This is a genomic window from Pseudotabrizicola sp. L79, from assembly GCF_036553525.1.
Taxonomy (GTDB): Bacteria; Pseudomonadota; Alphaproteobacteria; order Rhodobacterales; family Rhodobacteraceae; genus Pseudotabrizicola.
The window spans coordinates 357044-372758 of sequence record NZ_JAZHDA010000045.1 but is presented as its reverse complement, the minus strand read 5'-3'; the positions used below and the strand labels follow the sequence as shown (position 1 = coordinate 372758).

16 protein-coding genes are annotated in these 15715 nt (G+C 61.5%); 7 read left to right on the top strand and 9 right to left on the bottom strand.

Annotation, left to right across the window (positions count from 1 at the left end):
• Positions 1-71 precede the first annotated feature (71 nt).
• The 3 genes from V3C85_RS07685 to V3C85_RS07675 all read left to right on the top strand — a co-directional run bounded on the left by V3C85_RS07685 (position 72) and on the right by V3C85_RS07675 (position 2311).
• On the top strand, positions 72-1007 hold the full coding sequence (locus V3C85_RS07685; RefSeq protein ID WP_331794503.1) for a J domain-containing protein: 936 nt from the start codon (positions 72-74) through the stop codon (positions 1005-1007).
• Positions 1004-1333: a chaperone modulator CbpM gene (locus V3C85_RS07680; RefSeq protein ID WP_331794502.1), complete on the top strand. Its 330-nt coding sequence runs from the start codon at positions 1004-1006 to the stop codon at positions 1331-1333. The genes V3C85_RS07685 and V3C85_RS07680 overlap by 4 nt, the downstream gene beginning before the upstream one ends.
• Before the next feature lie 279 nt (positions 1334-1612).
• Positions 1613-2311, top strand: a complete 699-nt coding sequence (locus tag V3C85_RS07675) for a Crp/Fnr family transcriptional regulator (RefSeq protein ID WP_331794501.1) — start codon at positions 1613-1615, stop codon at positions 2309-2311.
• A gap of 14 nt (positions 2312-2325) precedes the next feature.
• Here V3C85_RS07675 and V3C85_RS07670 read toward each other — a convergent pair whose 3' ends face one another.
• The 9 genes from V3C85_RS07670 to V3C85_RS07630 all read right to left on the bottom strand — a co-directional run bounded on the left by V3C85_RS07670 (position 2326) and on the right by V3C85_RS07630 (position 11447).
• A complete protein-coding gene (locus V3C85_RS07670; RefSeq protein WP_331794500.1) occupies positions 2326-3009 on the bottom strand; it encodes an NnrU family protein in 684 nt (227 codons plus the stop codon).
• A gap of 4 nt (positions 3010-3013) precedes the next feature.
• Positions 3014-3265: a hypothetical protein gene (locus tag V3C85_RS07665; protein ID WP_331794499.1), complete on the bottom strand. Its 252-nt coding sequence runs from the start codon at positions 3263-3265 to the stop codon at positions 3014-3016.
• A 1-nt stretch (position 3266) separates the two neighbouring features.
• Positions 3267-3824 (bottom strand): cytochrome c oxidase subunit 3, encoded by a 558-nt coding sequence (locus V3C85_RS07660; RefSeq protein ID WP_331794498.1) that lies wholly within the window; start codon positions 3822-3824, stop codon positions 3267-3269.
• Positions 3821-5776: a nitric oxide reductase activation protein NorD gene (locus tag V3C85_RS07655; protein ID WP_331794497.1), complete on the bottom strand. Its 1956-nt coding sequence runs from the start codon at positions 5774-5776 to the stop codon at positions 3821-3823. Before V3C85_RS07655 ends, V3C85_RS07660 begins: the two co-directional genes overlap by 4 nt.
• An 8-nt stretch (positions 5777-5784) precedes the next feature.
• On the bottom strand, positions 5785-6591 hold the full coding sequence (locus V3C85_RS07650) for a CbbQ/NirQ/NorQ/GpvN family protein (RefSeq protein ID WP_445941989.1): 807 nt from the start codon (positions 6589-6591) through the stop codon (positions 5785-5787).
• Positions 6592-6596: 5 nt separating this feature from the next.
• A complete protein-coding gene (locus V3C85_RS07645) occupies positions 6597-7961 on the bottom strand; it encodes a cbb3-type cytochrome c oxidase subunit I (RefSeq protein ID WP_331794495.1) in 1365 nt (454 codons plus the stop codon).
• A gap of 10 nt (positions 7962-7971) precedes the next feature.
• Positions 7972-8424 carry a c-type cytochrome gene (locus V3C85_RS07640; protein ID WP_331794494.1) on the bottom strand — a complete coding sequence of 151 codons (453 nt, stop codon included), beginning with the start codon at positions 8422-8424 and terminating at the stop codon, positions 7972-7974.
• 105 nt (positions 8425-8529) lie between these two features.
• A complete protein-coding gene (locus V3C85_RS07635; RefSeq protein WP_331794493.1) occupies positions 8530-9405 on the bottom strand; it encodes an FAD:protein FMN transferase in 876 nt (291 codons plus the stop codon).
• Entirely contained in the window at positions 9402-11447 is a 2046-nt protein-coding gene (locus V3C85_RS07630; RefSeq protein ID WP_331794492.1) for a 4Fe-4S binding protein, read from the bottom strand. The genes V3C85_RS07635 and V3C85_RS07630 overlap by 4 nt, the downstream gene beginning before the upstream one ends.
• A 129-nt stretch (positions 11448-11576) precedes the next feature.
• On the opposite strand from V3C85_RS07630, the gene V3C85_RS07625 reads away from it, so the two are divergent.
• The 4 genes from V3C85_RS07625 (at position 11577) to V3C85_RS07610 (ending at position 15715) form a co-directional block, all read left to right on the top strand.
• Positions 11577-13337: a cytochrome D1 domain-containing protein gene (locus V3C85_RS07625; protein WP_331794491.1), complete on the top strand. Its 1761-nt coding sequence runs from the start codon at positions 11577-11579 to the stop codon at positions 13335-13337.
• A gap of 124 nt (positions 13338-13461) precedes the next feature.
• Positions 13462-14265, top strand: a complete 804-nt coding sequence (gene cobA, locus V3C85_RS07620; RefSeq protein ID WP_331794490.1) for a uroporphyrinogen-III C-methyltransferase — start codon at positions 13462-13464, stop codon at positions 14263-14265.
• Positions 14258-14554 (top strand): c-type cytochrome, encoded by a 297-nt coding sequence (locus V3C85_RS07615; RefSeq protein WP_331794489.1) that lies wholly within the window; start codon positions 14258-14260, stop codon positions 14552-14554. Before cobA ends, V3C85_RS07615 begins: the two co-directional genes overlap by 8 nt.
• 3 nt (positions 14555-14557) lie before the next feature.
• Complete coding sequence (locus V3C85_RS07610; RefSeq protein ID WP_331794488.1) at positions 14558-15715, top strand: cytochrome D1 domain-containing protein; 1158 nt, start codon at positions 14558-14560, stop codon at positions 15713-15715.

The following is a 15715-nucleotide window of genomic DNA, read 5'->3' as shown; positions in this document are numbered from 1 at the left end:
TTGAACAGGGTAAAGCGACGGAGCGGCGCTTTGCGTCACAGCTAGTGCCGGTTGCCGAAGAGGGAACTTGGATGTCCAACACTCCATACGACACGCTGGGCCTTACCAAGGCCGCCACAGCAGATGACATCAAAAAAGCCTATCGCAAGCTGGTTCGCACAAGTCACCCCGACCTCCATCCCGACGATGCCGGGGCCGAAGCGCGATTCAAGGCCATCTCGGCTGCCTACGATCTTCTGAAAGACCCGGAAACCCGCGCCCGCTATGATGCCGGCGAAATCGACGCCCTTGGCGCCGAGCGCCCGCAGCGGCAATACTACCGCGATTTTGCGGGTTCTGCCGAGAACACCTATCAGCAACGGCACGATTACGGGTTGTCTGCTGATCCGGGGGATATTTTTGCCGAAATCCTGCGCAACCGTGCCCGGTCAGCCGAAGGTGGCCGAGGATTTGCAGCCCCGGGCCCGGATGCTCGCTATTCACTTGAGGTGCCGTTTCTTGATGCTGCGCGGGGCGCTGAAACGCGGATTACACTGCCTGATGGCCAAAGTCTTGCCGTCAAGATCCCACAAGGCACCGAAGATGGCCAGACGTTGCGGTTGCGTGGCAAAGGCGCGCCCGGTTTTGGTGGCGGAAAAGCCGGCGATGCCCTGATCACCGTTTTGGTGCGGCCCCATCCGATATTCCGTCGTGACGGAGATAATATCCTGCTGACGCTCCCCATCACGATTGACGAGGCCATTCTGGGGGGCAAGGTCGCAGCCCCGACCATCGATGGCCCTGTGGGCCTGACAATTCCAGCGGGTGCGAGTTCGGGGCAGGTTTTGCGCTTGCGGGGGCGGGGGATCGCCCATGCCGGGCATTCGGCGAAAGGCGATCAGATGGTAGAACTCAGGATCGTCGCACCGCCCGAACCGGATCAGGGGCTGCGTGATTTTTTTGAGAACTGGCGCAAGACCCACGCCCACGACCCTCGGGCCGATCTGATGAAAGGGGCTGGGATATGACCGAAAGGCTTTCCGAAAATGATGTTGTCGCCGCCGTCACCCGGCTGACCCGAAGCCAGCTTTTCCGTTTTGTCGAAGGCGAACTTGTCCGCCCTGAACGTAGCGATGATGGCTATGTCTTTCGCCGCGTCGATATTGCGCGGCTGGAACTCTTGTGTGACCTGTCCGAAGATCTTGAGATGGATGAGACTGGCGTGGCTATCGTGATTTCTCTCATCGATCAGTTGCATGCCGCGCGACAAGAGCTTGCAATGATGGCGCGCGCCGTTGATGCCCTGCCACCAGATGTGCAAGCCCGGATCATGGCTGAAATCAACCGACCCTGAGCTGACTTGGTTGATGCATTCGCAGGTCAGGCAAGCGGCCGTGGACGACCCAAGGCATAGATCTGGCCGATGCTGTAAGGTTGCCTCCGGCAACTTTATGGGGGCGATAGGTCCTGTTCAGGTATCTATACTGTGCCCCGTGCCTGCTCGCTTGGGTGCACCAAGCCTGCTATCTGATCACGCAACGCACGGGCGTTGAACACGCCCATTGCATGCTTTCCAGGTTTTAATGCCAAGCTGGCCGGACTACACTGCCCAAACCGCTATTGGAGAACGCCCTTGAAACCCGAGCATATTGCCGTCGCCCGCAATTGCCTTTTGCTTTCTGCGGCACCCGAGGCTGTCTTGCAGCACGTTTTGGGGTCGGCCCGACTGCGCGATTTTGATCGGGGCGCGACGATCTTCATGCAAGGCGAACGTGCCTCGGCCATTTATATCGTGGCCGAAGGCTGGGTTAAGCTGTATCGCATTGCGCCAAATGGGGCCGAGGCGGTTGTGGGGGTGTTTACCAAGGGCCGCAGCTTTGGCGAGGCCGTCGCCTTTCGTCACGACACTTATCCCGTTGCGGCCGAGGCGGTCACGGATTGCAGCCTGATCCGCATAGAAGCCGAAACATTCCTTCGCCTGCTGCGGGACAACCCGGAGGTGGCGATCCTGATGCTGTCGGCTACCCATGTGCATCTGCAATCCCTGGTCATGCAGGTCGAGGCGCTGAAGGCTCAGACAGGGGCGCAGCGGGTGGCAGAATTCCTGCTGGAACTTGCGCCATGCAGCGAGGGCGCCTGTGAAGTCGTTCTGCCCTATGACAAGTTTCTGATCGCTGGCCGACTGGGCATGAAGCCCGAAAGCCTGAGCCGCGCCTTTGTCAAATTGCGCGAACACGGCGTCACCGTGCGGCAGAACAATGCGGCCATTGCCGATATTTCGGCCCTGCGTGCCTTTTCAGAAGAAGACCCTGCCACTGCTTGGGCGCGATAGGGCCCGGGTGTGTGCTAGGGGGCAGGCGACACGCCGATCACCGGCATATGCAGCATCCACAGCCCTGCCCAGACCAGCACCCAGATCATGCCGCGCCGCACAGAAGGAAACGTGGCTGGTCGCCAGCGCCCGGTCAGCAGGGCCGCGCCGGGCACAAGGCTGGTCTTTGCCGTCACTCGCTGCCAAGTGGCCAGCCCCATGGATTGTGCCCGGCGGCGTTCGACCATACCCATGCCCAACAGCGAGAACAGGGCAAAGCTGCCGAACAGCAGCCCATGGGCCAGATCGCCATTGGCCAGCAGATGCCCTGCCGCCCAAAGCGTCAGCCCCCACAACAGCGGCTGACGTGTCAGGCCCACAATCCCCGGTCGGACCGGATCAAAGCCGCTGGCCTTGCCTTCAAAGGCAAAGGGGTTGGGCGCGGCAAGGCCAAAGACGATCAGACCAAGCGCAACAGGCATGATCAGGTTCAGCGCCCAACGGTGCCACAGCGCGTGGTCCCACAGCGCCACATAGGGCGCGCGCCCGGCTGCCACGATCACCCAAGCCAACAGCAGGGTTGAGATCAGGCTGAAGGCAACGGTATAGCCGTGCGGCCCCAAAGCGCGGGTCAAGGGGGCCTTGACCCCGATCAGCGCAGGAATGCGATGCGACGCCAGAAACAGCGCCATCGCCAAGGCAAATTCTACCCAGTCCATCGCGTTACCCCACAAGCGCCAGCCCCAGCAGGGCCATCATGGTCAGCGCCAGAACAATGTCAAACCCACGCAGCACCGGGGGGCAGCGCGCAAGGCCCAGATAGTGTTTCAAGATCAGGTGCGCCTTAAGCCAGGCCAGCAGCAGGATCACGGCCAGAACCGCCCGCCCGCCGTGGCCCGCGCCGATCTGCCCGGCCAGGCCGGTGGATACAAGCGACAGCCCGACAAGCACAGCCCAGGTTGCGGTCAGGCCCATCTCAGCGCACCAGATAGAGAACGGGAAACAGGATGACCCAGACCAGATCGACCATATGCCAAAAGGCGGCACCGTTTTCCGTGGCATAGGGGGTGGGGCGCCAGATAAGCAGGCCGAAGATCACCACCCCGGCGACAACATGGGCGGCATGAAACCCGGTCAGCAAGAAGTAGAAGGTAAAAAAGGGGTGGGTCTCGGTGCCAATCCCCTGTGCGGCAAGCGCGGTGAACTCTGATGCCTTGATGATCAGAAACACCACGCCCAAAGCAGCGGCGGCTGCCAGATGTGCCCGTGCCATGGCCAGGCGCGCAGCGTCGGCAGCGGCGGCCCCGCGTGCGGCAAGCCAACCAGAGGTGACCAGAACCAGCGTGTTCACACCGGCCCCAACCCGGTGCAACTGATCTTGCGCCAGCGCAAAACCCACCGGATCACCCAATCGCACAGCCAGAAACGTCAGCAGACCTGCGCCAAAAACCAGCAGTTCGGATACGATCAGAACCCAGATCATCAGATCACCGGGCAGTTCATCCAGCAGGCCGTGCGAGTGAGGGGCGTTCATGCGCCGACCAGATGCCGATAGATTTCAGGCAGGGCTTGCGTAAGTTTTTCAGGATGCGGGATCAGGGCAAAGCCGCCCTGACCAAAGATGCGGGGAAACCAGCTTTTGCCCTCGCGGTCCACGGTGATACCAAAGACGGCATGACCTGCGCGCCGCGCCTCGATCACGGCCTTGTGGCTGTCTTCGATGCCGTGGCGGCCTTCGTAATGATCAAGATCATTGGGCTTGCCATCAGTGATCACAAGCAAAAGGCGGCGTTTGCGGGCCTGTTCGGCAAGGCCGGCGCTGGAATGGCGAATGGCGGCACCAAGGCGGGTATAAAACCCCGGTCTAAGTGCCGCGATGCGGGCCTCGACACTTTGGGACATCGGCTCGCCAAAGTGTTTGGCGCATTGGATGTAGACGCGATCGCGTTTCAGGCTGGAAAAGGCGTGAATGGCGAAATCGTCGCCGCAGGCCGAAAGCCCCCAGGACAGGGCCGTAAGGGCCTCGCGCTCGACATCGATCACCGCGCGCCCGCCATGCCCGTGGCCGGGTATGGCACTTTCCGTCGAGCGCGACACATCCAGCAAAATCGACACCGCAAGGTCGCGTTTCTGCGGCCTGGTCTGACGCCAGATGCGGTCATCGCCCTGACCAGTTGCATAAAAATCGACCCGCGCGCGCACGGCACGATCCGTATCCAGTTCATCGCCATCAGGGTGGCCAGTGGTCGAAATTCGGCTGGGACGCAGAGCCTCGAACTGACGTTTGACGGCGCGGATACGGGCTTGCGCGCGCGGATCGTCCCGAAATGGGGGTGTGGTCAGAACTGGCGTGATGTCAGAGGTCAGAACCTTGACGTGGTCTTTCAGATAGCTGCCGGTTCGCACATCCCATTCGGGATAGGTTTCGGTGCCTGACAGGGCCTCGCGGTCCACATCTTCGGGGGCGAGATCGAGGTGCAGTTTCAGGCGCGTTGCGGGTGCCTTGGAGATTTGCCCAAGGCCAATGTCATCGGCATCCTCTGCCGCCTTTTGGGCATCGTGGTTTTCATCATCCTCGACCCTGCGGTTCAGGTTGATGAATTCGGCCCAAGACAAGATCGCCTCAAACTTGTGCAGGATGAAACTGTCGCTGCGTTCGGCCTGGTCGGCCTTGCGGCGGCGCGCGCGGTGGGTCTTGTTGCCAATCGCTTCCTCGGGGGTGCCATCGGTGGCGCGGGTTTCGACGGCGGTTGTCTCGGACCGGTCGGGTGCGCGCAGATCTGGCCACAGCGGCACGGGGCGAAACGGGCGATAACCGCGCGGGGCGCGATAAGCCGACAAATCCCCACTTTCGATGGCCGCCAGCATGCGCGCCGCTTTGGGCCGCAGGGGGGCCGGATCGCCCAGCAGATGACAGATGACAGAGTCGACACAGCGTTCGGCATCGGGCAGATGCGGCGTGTGCCGCAGCGCCAGCGTTGCCGCGCAAAGATCGGCATAAAGGGCGCGAAGCCCCGGTGCCTCGGCCAGTGTTGTGGCACAAATGGCCCGTGCTGCGTGCAGGGCCCAAAGATCAGCGCGCAGCGGATCGGTGTCGGGGGTATGGGCCGGGGCATGGGCGGCAGCAGCGGTAAGCCACAGATACAGGGCTGCATTCGCCTCGGCCGCCGGAAACACCGCCAGCGATTGCGGCAAGCGCAGGGCGGCGCCATCAAAGCTGGCGCGCGGGGTAGTCTCGGCTGCGGTTCCCAGAAACCGGCGCAGTGACAGGCGGTGCGGGCTGTGTTCATCCCCCACCGCCTTGATCTGCACGGATGGGTCGCCGCCAAGGCCCCGGAACAGAACAGCCAACCGCCCGCTGACCTGAGACAGGTCAACACGGGCTCCGTCGTGGACGCAAGGTGCGTCAAGGCGGCTGGCGTAGGCATGCCACAGTTTCCCGATGGTTTCTTCGGGTTCCCATGGTTCCAGATCGAGCGTGTTCATGACCGGCCTCACCCGAAAACGGCCTGAACAAGATCGAGGAGCCCGCGTTTGGTATCGTCATCATCTGTCAAAGGCTCGATCATCGTCGCCAAGATGGCGCGTTCGACAGGCATGCCCTGTGCGATCAGGGTCGCGGCATAGATCACCAGTCGGGTCGAGATGCCTTCCTCCAGATCCTGCCCCTTCATTGCGCGCAACTTGCCGGCCAGTCGAACCAGCGGTTTGACACGGTCTTCGGCCAGACCGCTTTCGCGCGCCACGACCGGAATTTCATGCTCGGGGCGGGGAAAGGTGAATTCAAGGCTGACAAAGCGCTGACGGGTAGAGGGTTTCAGCGTTTTGAGGATGTTCTGATAGCCAGGGTTGTAACTTGCCACCAGCATAAAGCCGGGCGCTGCCTCCAACTCCTCGGAGGTGCGGTCGATGGGCAGAATGCGGCGGTCATCGGTCAGCGGATGCAGCACCACGGTCACGTCCTTGCGGGCCTCGACCACTTCGTCCAGATAGCAGATCGCACCTTCCCGCACCGCGCGGGTCAGCGGGCCATCGACCCAGACGGTTTCGCCGCCTTTCAGCAGATACCGCCCGATCAGATCTGCGGCGGAAAGGTCGTCGTGGCAGGCCACGGTATAAAGCGGGCGCCCCAGTTCAGCGGCCATATGCGCCACAAAACGCGTTTTGCCACAGCCCGTCGGCCCCTTGAGCAGAACCGGAAGGCGATTGTCATAGGCCGCACGAAAAACGGCACATTCATCGCCCTGCGGCAGGTAGAAGGGGGCTTGCGCCGCCCCCTTCAGGGTTTGAGATCCATCCATATCCATCACTCCGCAGGGGCGTTGACGCCGGGTTGAATGATCTCGCGGCGCGGCACCATGACCGAGTAGATGAACAGCACCGCCCCCAGCACCACAGCAACGCCAGAGCCAAAGCGCATGGCATAGAACAACCAAAGCTGATCCTGCACATTCATGAAGCTGTCGCCATTCACCCGCTGCAGGTGGGTTTGCAGCGCACCGGCAAAGGTCAGCGTCACGGTCATGAACACCATGCCAGACGACATCAGCCAGAACGACGCCATGTTCAGCACTTGGTTGAACGGGTCACGCCCCAACAGGTTCGGCATCGCATAGGTGATGATGGCCAGGTTCACGCAGACATAGGCGCCGTAAAAGGCAAGGTGGCCATGGGCGGCGGTGATCTGCGTGCCGTGGGTGTAATAGTTCACCCCGTGCAAGGTGTGCAGAAAGCCCCAGACGCCCGCGCCAAAGAAGGCCAGCACAGCGCAGCCAAGGCTCCAGAGCAGGGCAGCCTTGTTCGGATGGTCCCGACGGCCCTTCCAGACCATGATGAAGGCAAAGGACATCATCGCAAAGAAGGGGATGATTTCGAGGCTGGAGAACAGCGACCCGATCCACTGCCAATAGCCCGGTGTGCCGATCCAGAAATAATGGTGGCCGGTGCCCAGGATGCCAGAAAACAGGGCGGTCGCGACAATGACATACAGCCATTTCTCGACAACTTCGCGGTCAACCCCGGTCAGCTTCAGCATCAGGAAGGCCAGAATGGCGGCCATGATCAGTTCCCAGACGCCTTCGACCCACAGGTGGACGACAAACCACCAATACATCTTGTCAAGGCCAAGGTTCTCGGGGTTGTAAAAGGCAAAGAGGAACAGCAGCGCCAAGCCCCAAAGGCCAAGCAGCAGGATGTTGGTGATGGCCGTTTTCTTGCCCGCAAGCACCGTCATGGTGACGTTATACAAGAACAGCAGCGCCGCAACGACGATCCCGGCCTTGACCCAGGTGGGCTGTTCCAGAAATTCGCGCCCTTGTTTGCCCAGCAGGTAGTTGCCTTCAAACAGGTTGAAGAAATAGGTCACCACCACGCCAGCAGTGCCCAGCACCAAGATGCCCAGTTGCAGATAGGCGATCTTGGTCGAATGAATCTCGCGCTCGGATTCCTCGGGGATCAGGTAATAGGCCGCACCGAAAAAGCCAACCAACAGCCAGACGATCAGCGAATTGGTATGCAACATGCGGGCGATGTTGAAGGGCAGGATTTCAGACAGGAAGGTGCCATCGACATAGATCCATCCCATGATCAGCCCAAGGCTGACCTGCACGGCGAACAAGGCCATGGCGACGGAAAAATAGATCAGTGCGATCTTCTGGCTTTGATATTTCATGATTTCCTCCTTAACCCGCATCATTCGGGGGCCAGTTCTGCGTGCGGATCTTGTTTGTCCACAGCAGGAAGTCGGCGAGGTTGCGATAGTCTTCGTCTGACAGATTGAACTGCGGCATCTGGCGGCGGCCCTCGATGCCTGTGGGCATGGCATCCATCCAGCCTTTCAGGCTGTCCATGGCCAGATCAGGGTCATCCTGCACGCCCCAGCGTGTCATCACATTGCCCAGCTCAGGTGCGAAATAGGCACCTTCCCCCAAGATGGTGTGGCAGTTGATGCAGGCGTGCTTTTCCCAAAGGTGTTTGCCTGCCGCGACCGAAGGTGTCAGCGCGGCAGCATCTGTCGAGGTGGTCACGATATAGCGGTGGCTGTTCCAAGCCAGACCGATGAAGATGAGTATGAAGAACAGGGAGCCGCCGTAAAAGATGTTGCGGGCCATGCTCTTGGTCATGATTTCGCGCATTGCGAATCCTTCCCGGAGCGGTTTCAGGTCACGCTGTTGTGAGCTTTGGGCCGCGTTTCAGCCTTAACAAAAGTCAAGCCGATGGCTTGGGGGTGAAAAATCTGATCAGGACAGGGCTTCCAGCCGCGCCTCAGGAAACTCGGCCAGCGCGCTGTCAATCGCGGTGCGGTTCATCAGGCAGGCGGCCGTTGACAGCGCATCGGCAACAGCAGCCTGTGCCGCGCTCACCGAGGCCGTTTGCCAGAGAACCGGCAGGCCAAGGGGGTGCAATATATGGCTGTGGCCGTTGCCGATCGTGGTGCCAAAGGGCGATGACGTGGCCAAGGCCCGGTTGCTGAGGCCAAGTTCTGCCAGCCCTGTGCCATCCGGCCCGGCAATGCGGGCGCGCCACGGCACACCGCCGGGTGCATGGCCCAGGGCCTGCACCTCGCCCATGTCGATCAGCACGTTTTCCAGCCCTTCGTCGCGCATCAGATCGGCGATACGGTCAGCTGCGTGGCCTTGGGCGATTCCGTTAAAGGTTAACGCCATGCCATGATCCAGCCGGATTTCCTGTGTTGCCACGCGCACCCGCGACCACCCCAGCGCCGCCCGTGCCTTGGCCGGATCATGGCCCAGTGCCATGGCCAGCCACAAAGGTTGAACGCTTGGGTCAAACGCCCCGCCCGTGGCCCGATGGACGCGATCGGCCAGCGCACACAGGCGCAGCATCTGCTCGCCAGGAAAGGCAAGCCGCCCATCGCGGTTCAGCCGGGCCAGGGCCGAATCCCGGTGCAGCGAGAAATCGGCCTCAACCTGCGTCAGAACCGCCGCGACACGGCGAAAGACCCGCTGTGCCTGATGGTCAGATGCACCCGACAAACGCAGCCGCACGGCCGTGCCAAGGGCCAGCCCCGACCAATCATGCCGGGTCGCTGCCCGGCCTGGGGTGGCCAGGGCGGCAGCAGACACAGTCAGAAAGCGACGACGGGTGATGTTCATTGGCTTGCCCCCTCGGCCGTGCTGCGGGCGCGGCGCTTGAGCACCGGACATTGCGTTCCATCATTCATGATCACCTGACAGCGCAGGCACAGCACGCATTCATTGGCATTGATCCGGCCCAACGGGTCGATGGCGCCAACGGTGCATTTCGTCTCGCAAAGCCGGCATTCGCGCCCGCATTGCGGACGACGCTTTAGCCAGTCAAACACCTTGAGTTTTGCGGGCAGGGCCAAGCCAGCCCCCAGGGGGCAAAGATAGCGGCAATAGAACCGCTCGATGAACAGGCTGGCGGCCAGCAAGGCCAGAACGAACAGAACGAAAGGCCAAGCCCGGATCATGCGCAGCGAAATGGCCGTCTTGAACGGTTCGACCTCGGCCAGGATCAGGGCGTCGTGCAGCGAATAGAAAGACAGCGCCAGAATGCCGACAAAGGCGGTGTATTTGATCACCCACAGGCGTTCATGCACGGCTTGGGGCACGGCAATCTGACGGATGCCAAGCGCGACGGCGGCTGTATTTGTCAACTCTTGCAACGCGCCAAAGGGGCACAGCCATCCGCAATAGACACCGCGCCCCCAGAACAGCATGCCAAGCGCGGTAAAGGCCCAAAGCAGAAAGATCACCGGTTCGATCAGAAAGGTTTCCCAGCGAAAGCCAGTCAGCAGTGAATGGATAAAAGCGATGACCTGCACGACCGAAAGCTGCCCGTTCAGACCCCACCCCAGAACAAACAAGGTGGTCAGCAAAAACCCGATCCGACTGCTGCGCCACAAACGGGGGCGGCGGGTGATCCATTCCTGGGCGAACAAGATCAGCGTCAGAACCGCGACCATGCAGGCCACAAAGGCCGTTTCCAGCCGTTTCGCAGCCCAGATATCGCGCCACAGGGCGGACGGCGCCGTCTCGGGCGGCAGGCGAAAGGCTGCGGGCAGGCTGTAATCAACGGCCATGGTCATTGAAACCGCATCGGTTTCGGTGGCGCGACTGGCCGTGACTTCGATGCGGATGGGCTGCAACGGGTCAATGTCTGGGGGCAGGCGAAACAGGCTGATCTCTTTCACATCCGGCGCATCGGCAACCGCCAGTCGTTTTACCATCTGATAGCTGGTTTCGGTCGGGTGCAGCCGCGTTGCGCCCTGAATGATCGTGATCCGATCAAACAGCCCGCTGCGCCGCCAATCCGTGCCGCGGTGCGAATGTAGGCCCTTGCTGATGATGACAAGCGCCGTTTCTCCGGGGCCAAGATTGCCAATGGCGCTGGTAAAGACCTGCTGGCCCAGCAGGTTTTGGCCCACGCTGGGGGGATCGATCAGCCCGGCCCACAGTTGCAAAAACGTGCCATCGCCGGGGTCTAGCGGGATTTTGGCCGTGCTCAGGCTGGCGGCGGCTTGGGTCATGGATACCCGCGTTTCGGCCAGCGCCCCCATTGCCACCAGCCCCGCCCAGTCAAGCTGTTGAAAGGTGATGCGGTCGATTCCCCCACCCGCTGCGATGACCCCGCGCCCGATCGCAAGAGTGCGCGCCGTGCGCAAAATGCCGTCACGGATCACACCGGTCGAAACGGTTGCGCGGCTGATGACATCGGGAACACCGGGCTGGCGCAGCCCGGTTCCGGCGGGGGCGGTCAGATCATACCCGGCAAAGCCGCCAACATAGGTGGCGATATCGGCATCGGATATGCCCAAGGTCAGCACGGGTTCATTGTGCTGCATCACTTGCGCCCCGGTGATCCGCCCCTCGGGCGAAATCGCCACCAAGACATCCAAAGGGCGGCCCGAATAGCCCACAGACCCGGCCACCTGCCAGGTCGAGGCCAGATAACCGACGATCTTGCCTTGTGCCGTTGCATCCCAACCCGGCACGCCCGCCTCTTGGCGCACCAGAACCAGCGGGCCCGTCAGGCCCAGCAGACGCGCGGCAAGGTCTGGTGTGGGGTCACTGGTGCTGATCGCGGCAAAGCCAGCCGAGTCTGCGTGCAAAGGCTGCGCCGCCACCGGGCCAAGCAGCGCAAGGACAAGCGCAAGCAGAACAAGACATCGCATCACAGCCCCCAGCGGTTCTGCCCAAAGCCTGCGCCGCGCATCGGTTTCGCGCCTTAACAAAAGTCAAGGAAAGGATGCGCGTCTTGGGTCACGCTTCGGTGAGCCTCACCAGCTGAACGGAGATATTCGATGACCCCCCGAGCTTTCACCGCGAGGACCGTGCTGCTGTCCAGCGTCGCAGTGGCGTTTGCCCTGTGCGCCGGCACTGCCATGGCCCAGGAAAAACCCAAAGACCATACCGACGGCCCCGCCGCCGCCTATGAGCCGTCGATGACGACTCTGGGCCAGATCCAGGTCGAGATCCCCGGTCGCAAAGACGGCGACCCCGTGATGACGCAGGAAGAATTCCAGCGCGGCACACAGATCTACTTTGAACGCTGCGCAGGCTGCCATGGCGTGCTGCGCAAAGGCGCTACGGGCAAGGCCCTGACGCCCGACATCACCCGCGAACATGGCTATGACTATCTGCAGAGCTTCATCACCTATGGCTCTCCGGCCGGGATGCCGAACTGGGGCACGTCGGGTGAGTTGAGTGAAGGCGATGTGGATCTGATGGCGCGCTATCTGCTGCTCGAGCCGCCAGCCCCGCCCGAATTCGGTATGCCGGAAATGCTGGCAAGCTGGAAGGTGATCGTCAAACCCGAGGATCGCCCAACCGAGAAGATGAACGACATCGACATCGACAACCTGTTCTCGACCACGCTGCGCGATGCGGGTCAGGTGGCGCTGATTGATGGGGCGACCTATGAAATCAAGGCCATCATCGACACAGGTTATGCGGTGCATATCAGCCGCATTTCGGCCAGTGGCCGCTATCTTTTCGTGATTGGCCGCGACGCCAAGATCGTGATGATCGACCTTTGGATGGAAACCCCCGGCCCGGTGGCCGAGATCAAGATCGGGGCTGAGGCACGCTCGATCGAAACGTCGAAATTCGAGGGCTGGGAAGACAAGCTGGCGATCGCAGGGGCCTATTGGCCGCCGCAATATGTGATCATGGATGGCGATACGCTGGAGCCGAAGAAGATCGTTTCGACCCGCGGCAACATCTATGACGAGCAGGTCTATCACCCCGAACCCCGCGTCGCGGCAATTCTGGCCAGCCACTACAAGCCAGAGTTCATCGTGAACGTCAAGGAAACCGGCAAGATCATCATGGTCGATTACACCGACCTGAAGAACCTGAAGACGGTCGAGATCGAAGCCGAACGCTTCTTGCATGATGGCGGGTTGGACAGCACGCACCGCTATTTCATCACTGCGGCAAATGCGCGGGGCAAGCTGGTGGTGATCGACACCAAGGAAAGCAAGCTGGCCGCCATCACCGAAACTGGCGGGCAGACACCGCATCCCGGGCGCGGGGCGAACTTTGTTCACCCGATCCACGGGCCGGTCTGGGCCACCAGTCACCTGGGCGATGAATCGGTTGCGCTGATCGGCACCGATCCCGAGGGACATCCCGATCAGGCGTGGAAAATCGTGGACAGCTTCTATGCGCTGGGCGGTGGATCGCTGTTCATCAAGACGCATCCGAACTCGAACCACCTGTATGTCGATGCGACGCTGAACCCTGATGCCGAAACGTCGGCTTCGGTGGCGGTGTTCAATATCGACGCGATGGGCGCCCCCGACGAAGACCCCGAAATCATTACCCTGCCGATCGGGGAATGGGCCGGGATCACCGATGGTCAGCCGCGTGTGGTGCAACCTGAATTCAACAAGGAAGGCACCGAGGTCTGGTTCAGCGTCTGGAATGCGAAAGACAAGGAATCAGCGATTGTGGTTGTCGATGACAAAACGCTGGAACTGAAAAAGGTGATCAAGGATCCGCGCCTTGTCACGCCCACCGGCAAGTTCAACGTCTTCAACACCCGGGGCGACGTTTACTGACCCTGCGCCCATGCCTTCGGGGGCTTCCCCGAAGGCGCTCTGGCGGGCAGGGCGCCGTTGCACTTGCCCGCCTTCGCGCCTGCGAAATTCCTTCCGCGCAACCATTCATTCGGGACCGAGAGCCATGAAAGACCTTTCCATTCCTTCGCCATGCGGCCGGGTCCATCTGATCGGCGCGGGCCCTGGCGATCCCGAGTTGCTGACCCTTCGTGCGCTGCGGCTGATCCAATCTGCGGATGTAGTGGTTTATGATCGCCTCGTCTCGCCCGAGATCATGGCCCTGATCCCGTCAGCCACTCGTCTGATCGACGTCGGCAAATTGCCCAAATGTCATAAGTTACCGCAAGAGGCCATCAATGCGCTGCTGGTCGATCTGGCCAGTCAGGGTCTGATCGTGGCCCGGCTCAAGGGGGGGGATCCGCTGATTTTTGGCCGGGGCAGCGAAGAGGCCGCTGTGCTGCGCAATGCCGGTATCGTGGTCGATCATGTGCCCGGCATCACGGCGGCGCAGGGCATGGCTGCCAGCACCGGTGTTCCGCTGACCCACCGGGGCCTTGCGACAGGGGTGCGTTATGTCACGGGGCATCGCGCCAAAGACGCGGCCCTTGATCTGGATTGGGCGTCGCTTGCCTCGGAAACGACGACGCTGGTTGTTTACATGGGCGTGCAGAACATCGCCGAGATTGCGGTGCAGTTGATGCGGCATGGTCTGCCGCCCAGCCTGCCCGTCATGGCGGTGTCTGCTGCCACCACGCCGCGCGAAGTGCGCATCCTTTCGTCGCTTTCTGCCATTGCCCGTGATGTGGCCCAAGTGCAGCCCGATGCGCCGGTGTTGTTCGTCATCGGGCATGTGGTTTCGCTGTATGTCGCGCCTGGGCAAACCTCTGCAACGCTGTGCGCGGGATTGGGGCTGGCGGTCTATGCGTAGTGTCATTGCCCTTTTGATGTTGGCCCTGCCCTGCGCGGCCGAGGTTGCCCCGCAACGGGCGCAGGCCTTGCAACATATGGTGCAGCAAGATTGCGGGTCTTGTCATGGGCTGACGATGAAGGGCGGGCTGGGGCGCCCGCTGACGGCCGAGGCACTGGCCCATGCCGAGCCTGAAGGGCTGGCCCTGATCATTCTGGACGGGGTGCCGGGCACGGCGATGCCCGCATGGCGCCCGTTGCTGACCGAAGACGAGGCGATGTGGATTGCCCGCTATCTGAAGAAAGACTGACCGATGAAAACCTCTCTCTTGATGGCTGCGCTGATGGCTTGCACTTTGGCCCTGCCAGCCCGTGCCGAAACCCCCTGTTGTGCGACGGGTGATCTGGGCCTTGTCGTTGAACGCGCCACCGGCAGTCTGCTGGTCATCGACCGGTCTGACCGTGCCAGCATTGGCCGCATCGAGGGTTTGGGTGACCTGAGCCACGCCAGCCTGACCTACAGCCCGGATGAACGCTTTGCCTTTGTCTTTGGGCGCGACGGCGGGCTGACAAAGGTGGATATGCTGACCCGGCAGATCGTGGCCCGCACCTTGCAGGCGGGCAATTCCATCGGCGGGGCCATTTCCGACGACGGTCGGCTGATTGCCGTGTCAAACTACGAACCCGGAGGGGTCAAGGTGTTTGACGCCGACACATTGGCGCTGGTGGCCGATATTCCGGGCACGTCCAAGACGATTGGTCTGGTCGATGTGCCGGGCCGCCGCTTTGCCTGGGCGACATGGGACAGTGGCGAGGCCTTCATGGCCGATTTTTCCGGGGCAGAGCCTGTGCTGACCAAGTTGGGTGATGTTGGCAAGAACCCGTTTGATGCGGTGCTGACCGATGATGGGCACACCTATCTGATCGGTCTGTTCGGGGAAAAGGGCGTCACCGCGATTGATCTGTGGGATGCAGATCCCAAACCGCTGCGTTTCTTGCAAGATTATGGCAAGACCGAAGAAGATCTGCCCGTTTACAAGATGCCGCATCTGCAAGGCTGGGCTTTCACCGAAGGCCAATATGTGCTGCCCGCCGTTGGCCAGCACGAATTGCTGTGGGTCGATCGCGACAGCTATGCCGAGGTGGCGCGCACCCCCATGCATGGCCAGCCCGTGTTCATCATCGCCCAGCCGGGCAGCCCCTATGTCTGGGTGAATTTCGCCACCCCGTTGAATGATACGGTGCAGGTGGTGGATAGCCGCACGCATCAGGTGGTGAAAACGCTGACGCCGGGCAAGGCCGTGCTGCACATGGAATTTGCCCCGCGTGGCGCCGAGGTCTGGATCTCGTCGCGCGATGACAACAAGCTGATGGTCTATGACACCCGCAGCTTTGACGTCTTGGCCGAAGTGCCTGCGAACAGCCCATCAGGCATTTTCTTCACCGCCCGCGCACATCAGACGGGGCTGTGA

What these genes read in the sequence shown, in the direction of transcription:
- V3C85_RS07685 (WP_331794503.1), top strand. Translation starts at nt 72, where the DNA reads ATGTCCAACACTCCATACGACACGCTGGGCCTTACCAAGGCCGCCACA.
- V3C85_RS07680 (WP_331794502.1), top strand. Translation starts at nt 1,004, where the DNA reads ATGACCGAAAGGCTTTCCGAAAATGATGTTGTCGCCGCCGTCACCCGG.
- V3C85_RS07670 (WP_331794500.1), bottom strand. Translation starts at nt 3,009, where the DNA reads ATGGACTGGGTAGAATTTGCCTTGGCGATGGCGCTGTTTCTGGCGTCG.
- V3C85_RS07665 (WP_331794499.1), bottom strand. Translation starts at nt 3,265, where the DNA reads ATGGGCCTGACCGCAACCTGGGCTGTGCTTGTCGGGCTGTCGCTTGTA.
- V3C85_RS07660 (WP_331794498.1), bottom strand. Translation starts at nt 3,824, where the DNA reads ATGAACGCCCCTCACTCGCACGGCCTGCTGGATGAACTGCCCGGTGAT.
- V3C85_RS07655 (WP_331794497.1), bottom strand. Translation starts at nt 5,776, where the DNA reads ATGAACACGCTCGATCTGGAACCATGGGAACCCGAAGAAACCATCGGG.
- V3C85_RS07650 (WP_445941989.1), bottom strand. Translation starts at nt 6,591, where the DNA reads ATGGATGGATCTCAAACCCTGAAGGGGGCGGCGCAAGCCCCCTTCTAC.
- V3C85_RS07645 (WP_331794495.1), bottom strand. Translation starts at nt 7,961, where the DNA reads ATGAAATATCAAAGCCAGAAGATCGCACTGATCTATTTTTCCGTCGCC.
- V3C85_RS07640 (WP_331794494.1), bottom strand. Translation starts at nt 8,424, where the DNA reads ATGCGCGAAATCATGACCAAGAGCATGGCCCGCAACATCTTTTACGGC.
- V3C85_RS07635 (WP_331794493.1), bottom strand. Translation starts at nt 9,405, where the DNA reads ATGAACATCACCCGTCGTCGCTTTCTGACTGTGTCTGCTGCCGCCCTG.
- V3C85_RS07630 (WP_331794492.1), bottom strand. Translation starts at nt 11,447, where the DNA reads ATGCGATGTCTTGTTCTGCTTGCGCTTGTCCTTGCGCTGCTTGGCCCG.
- V3C85_RS07625 (WP_331794491.1), top strand. Translation starts at nt 11,577, where the DNA reads ATGACCCCCCGAGCTTTCACCGCGAGGACCGTGCTGCTGTCCAGCGTC.
- cobA (WP_331794490.1), top strand. Translation starts at nt 13,462, where the DNA reads ATGAAAGACCTTTCCATTCCTTCGCCATGCGGCCGGGTCCATCTGATC.
- V3C85_RS07615 (WP_331794489.1), top strand. Translation starts at nt 14,258, where the DNA reads ATGCGTAGTGTCATTGCCCTTTTGATGTTGGCCCTGCCCTGCGCGGCC.
- V3C85_RS07610 (WP_331794488.1), top strand. Translation starts at nt 14,558, where the DNA reads ATGAAAACCTCTCTCTTGATGGCTGCGCTGATGGCTTGCACTTTGGCC.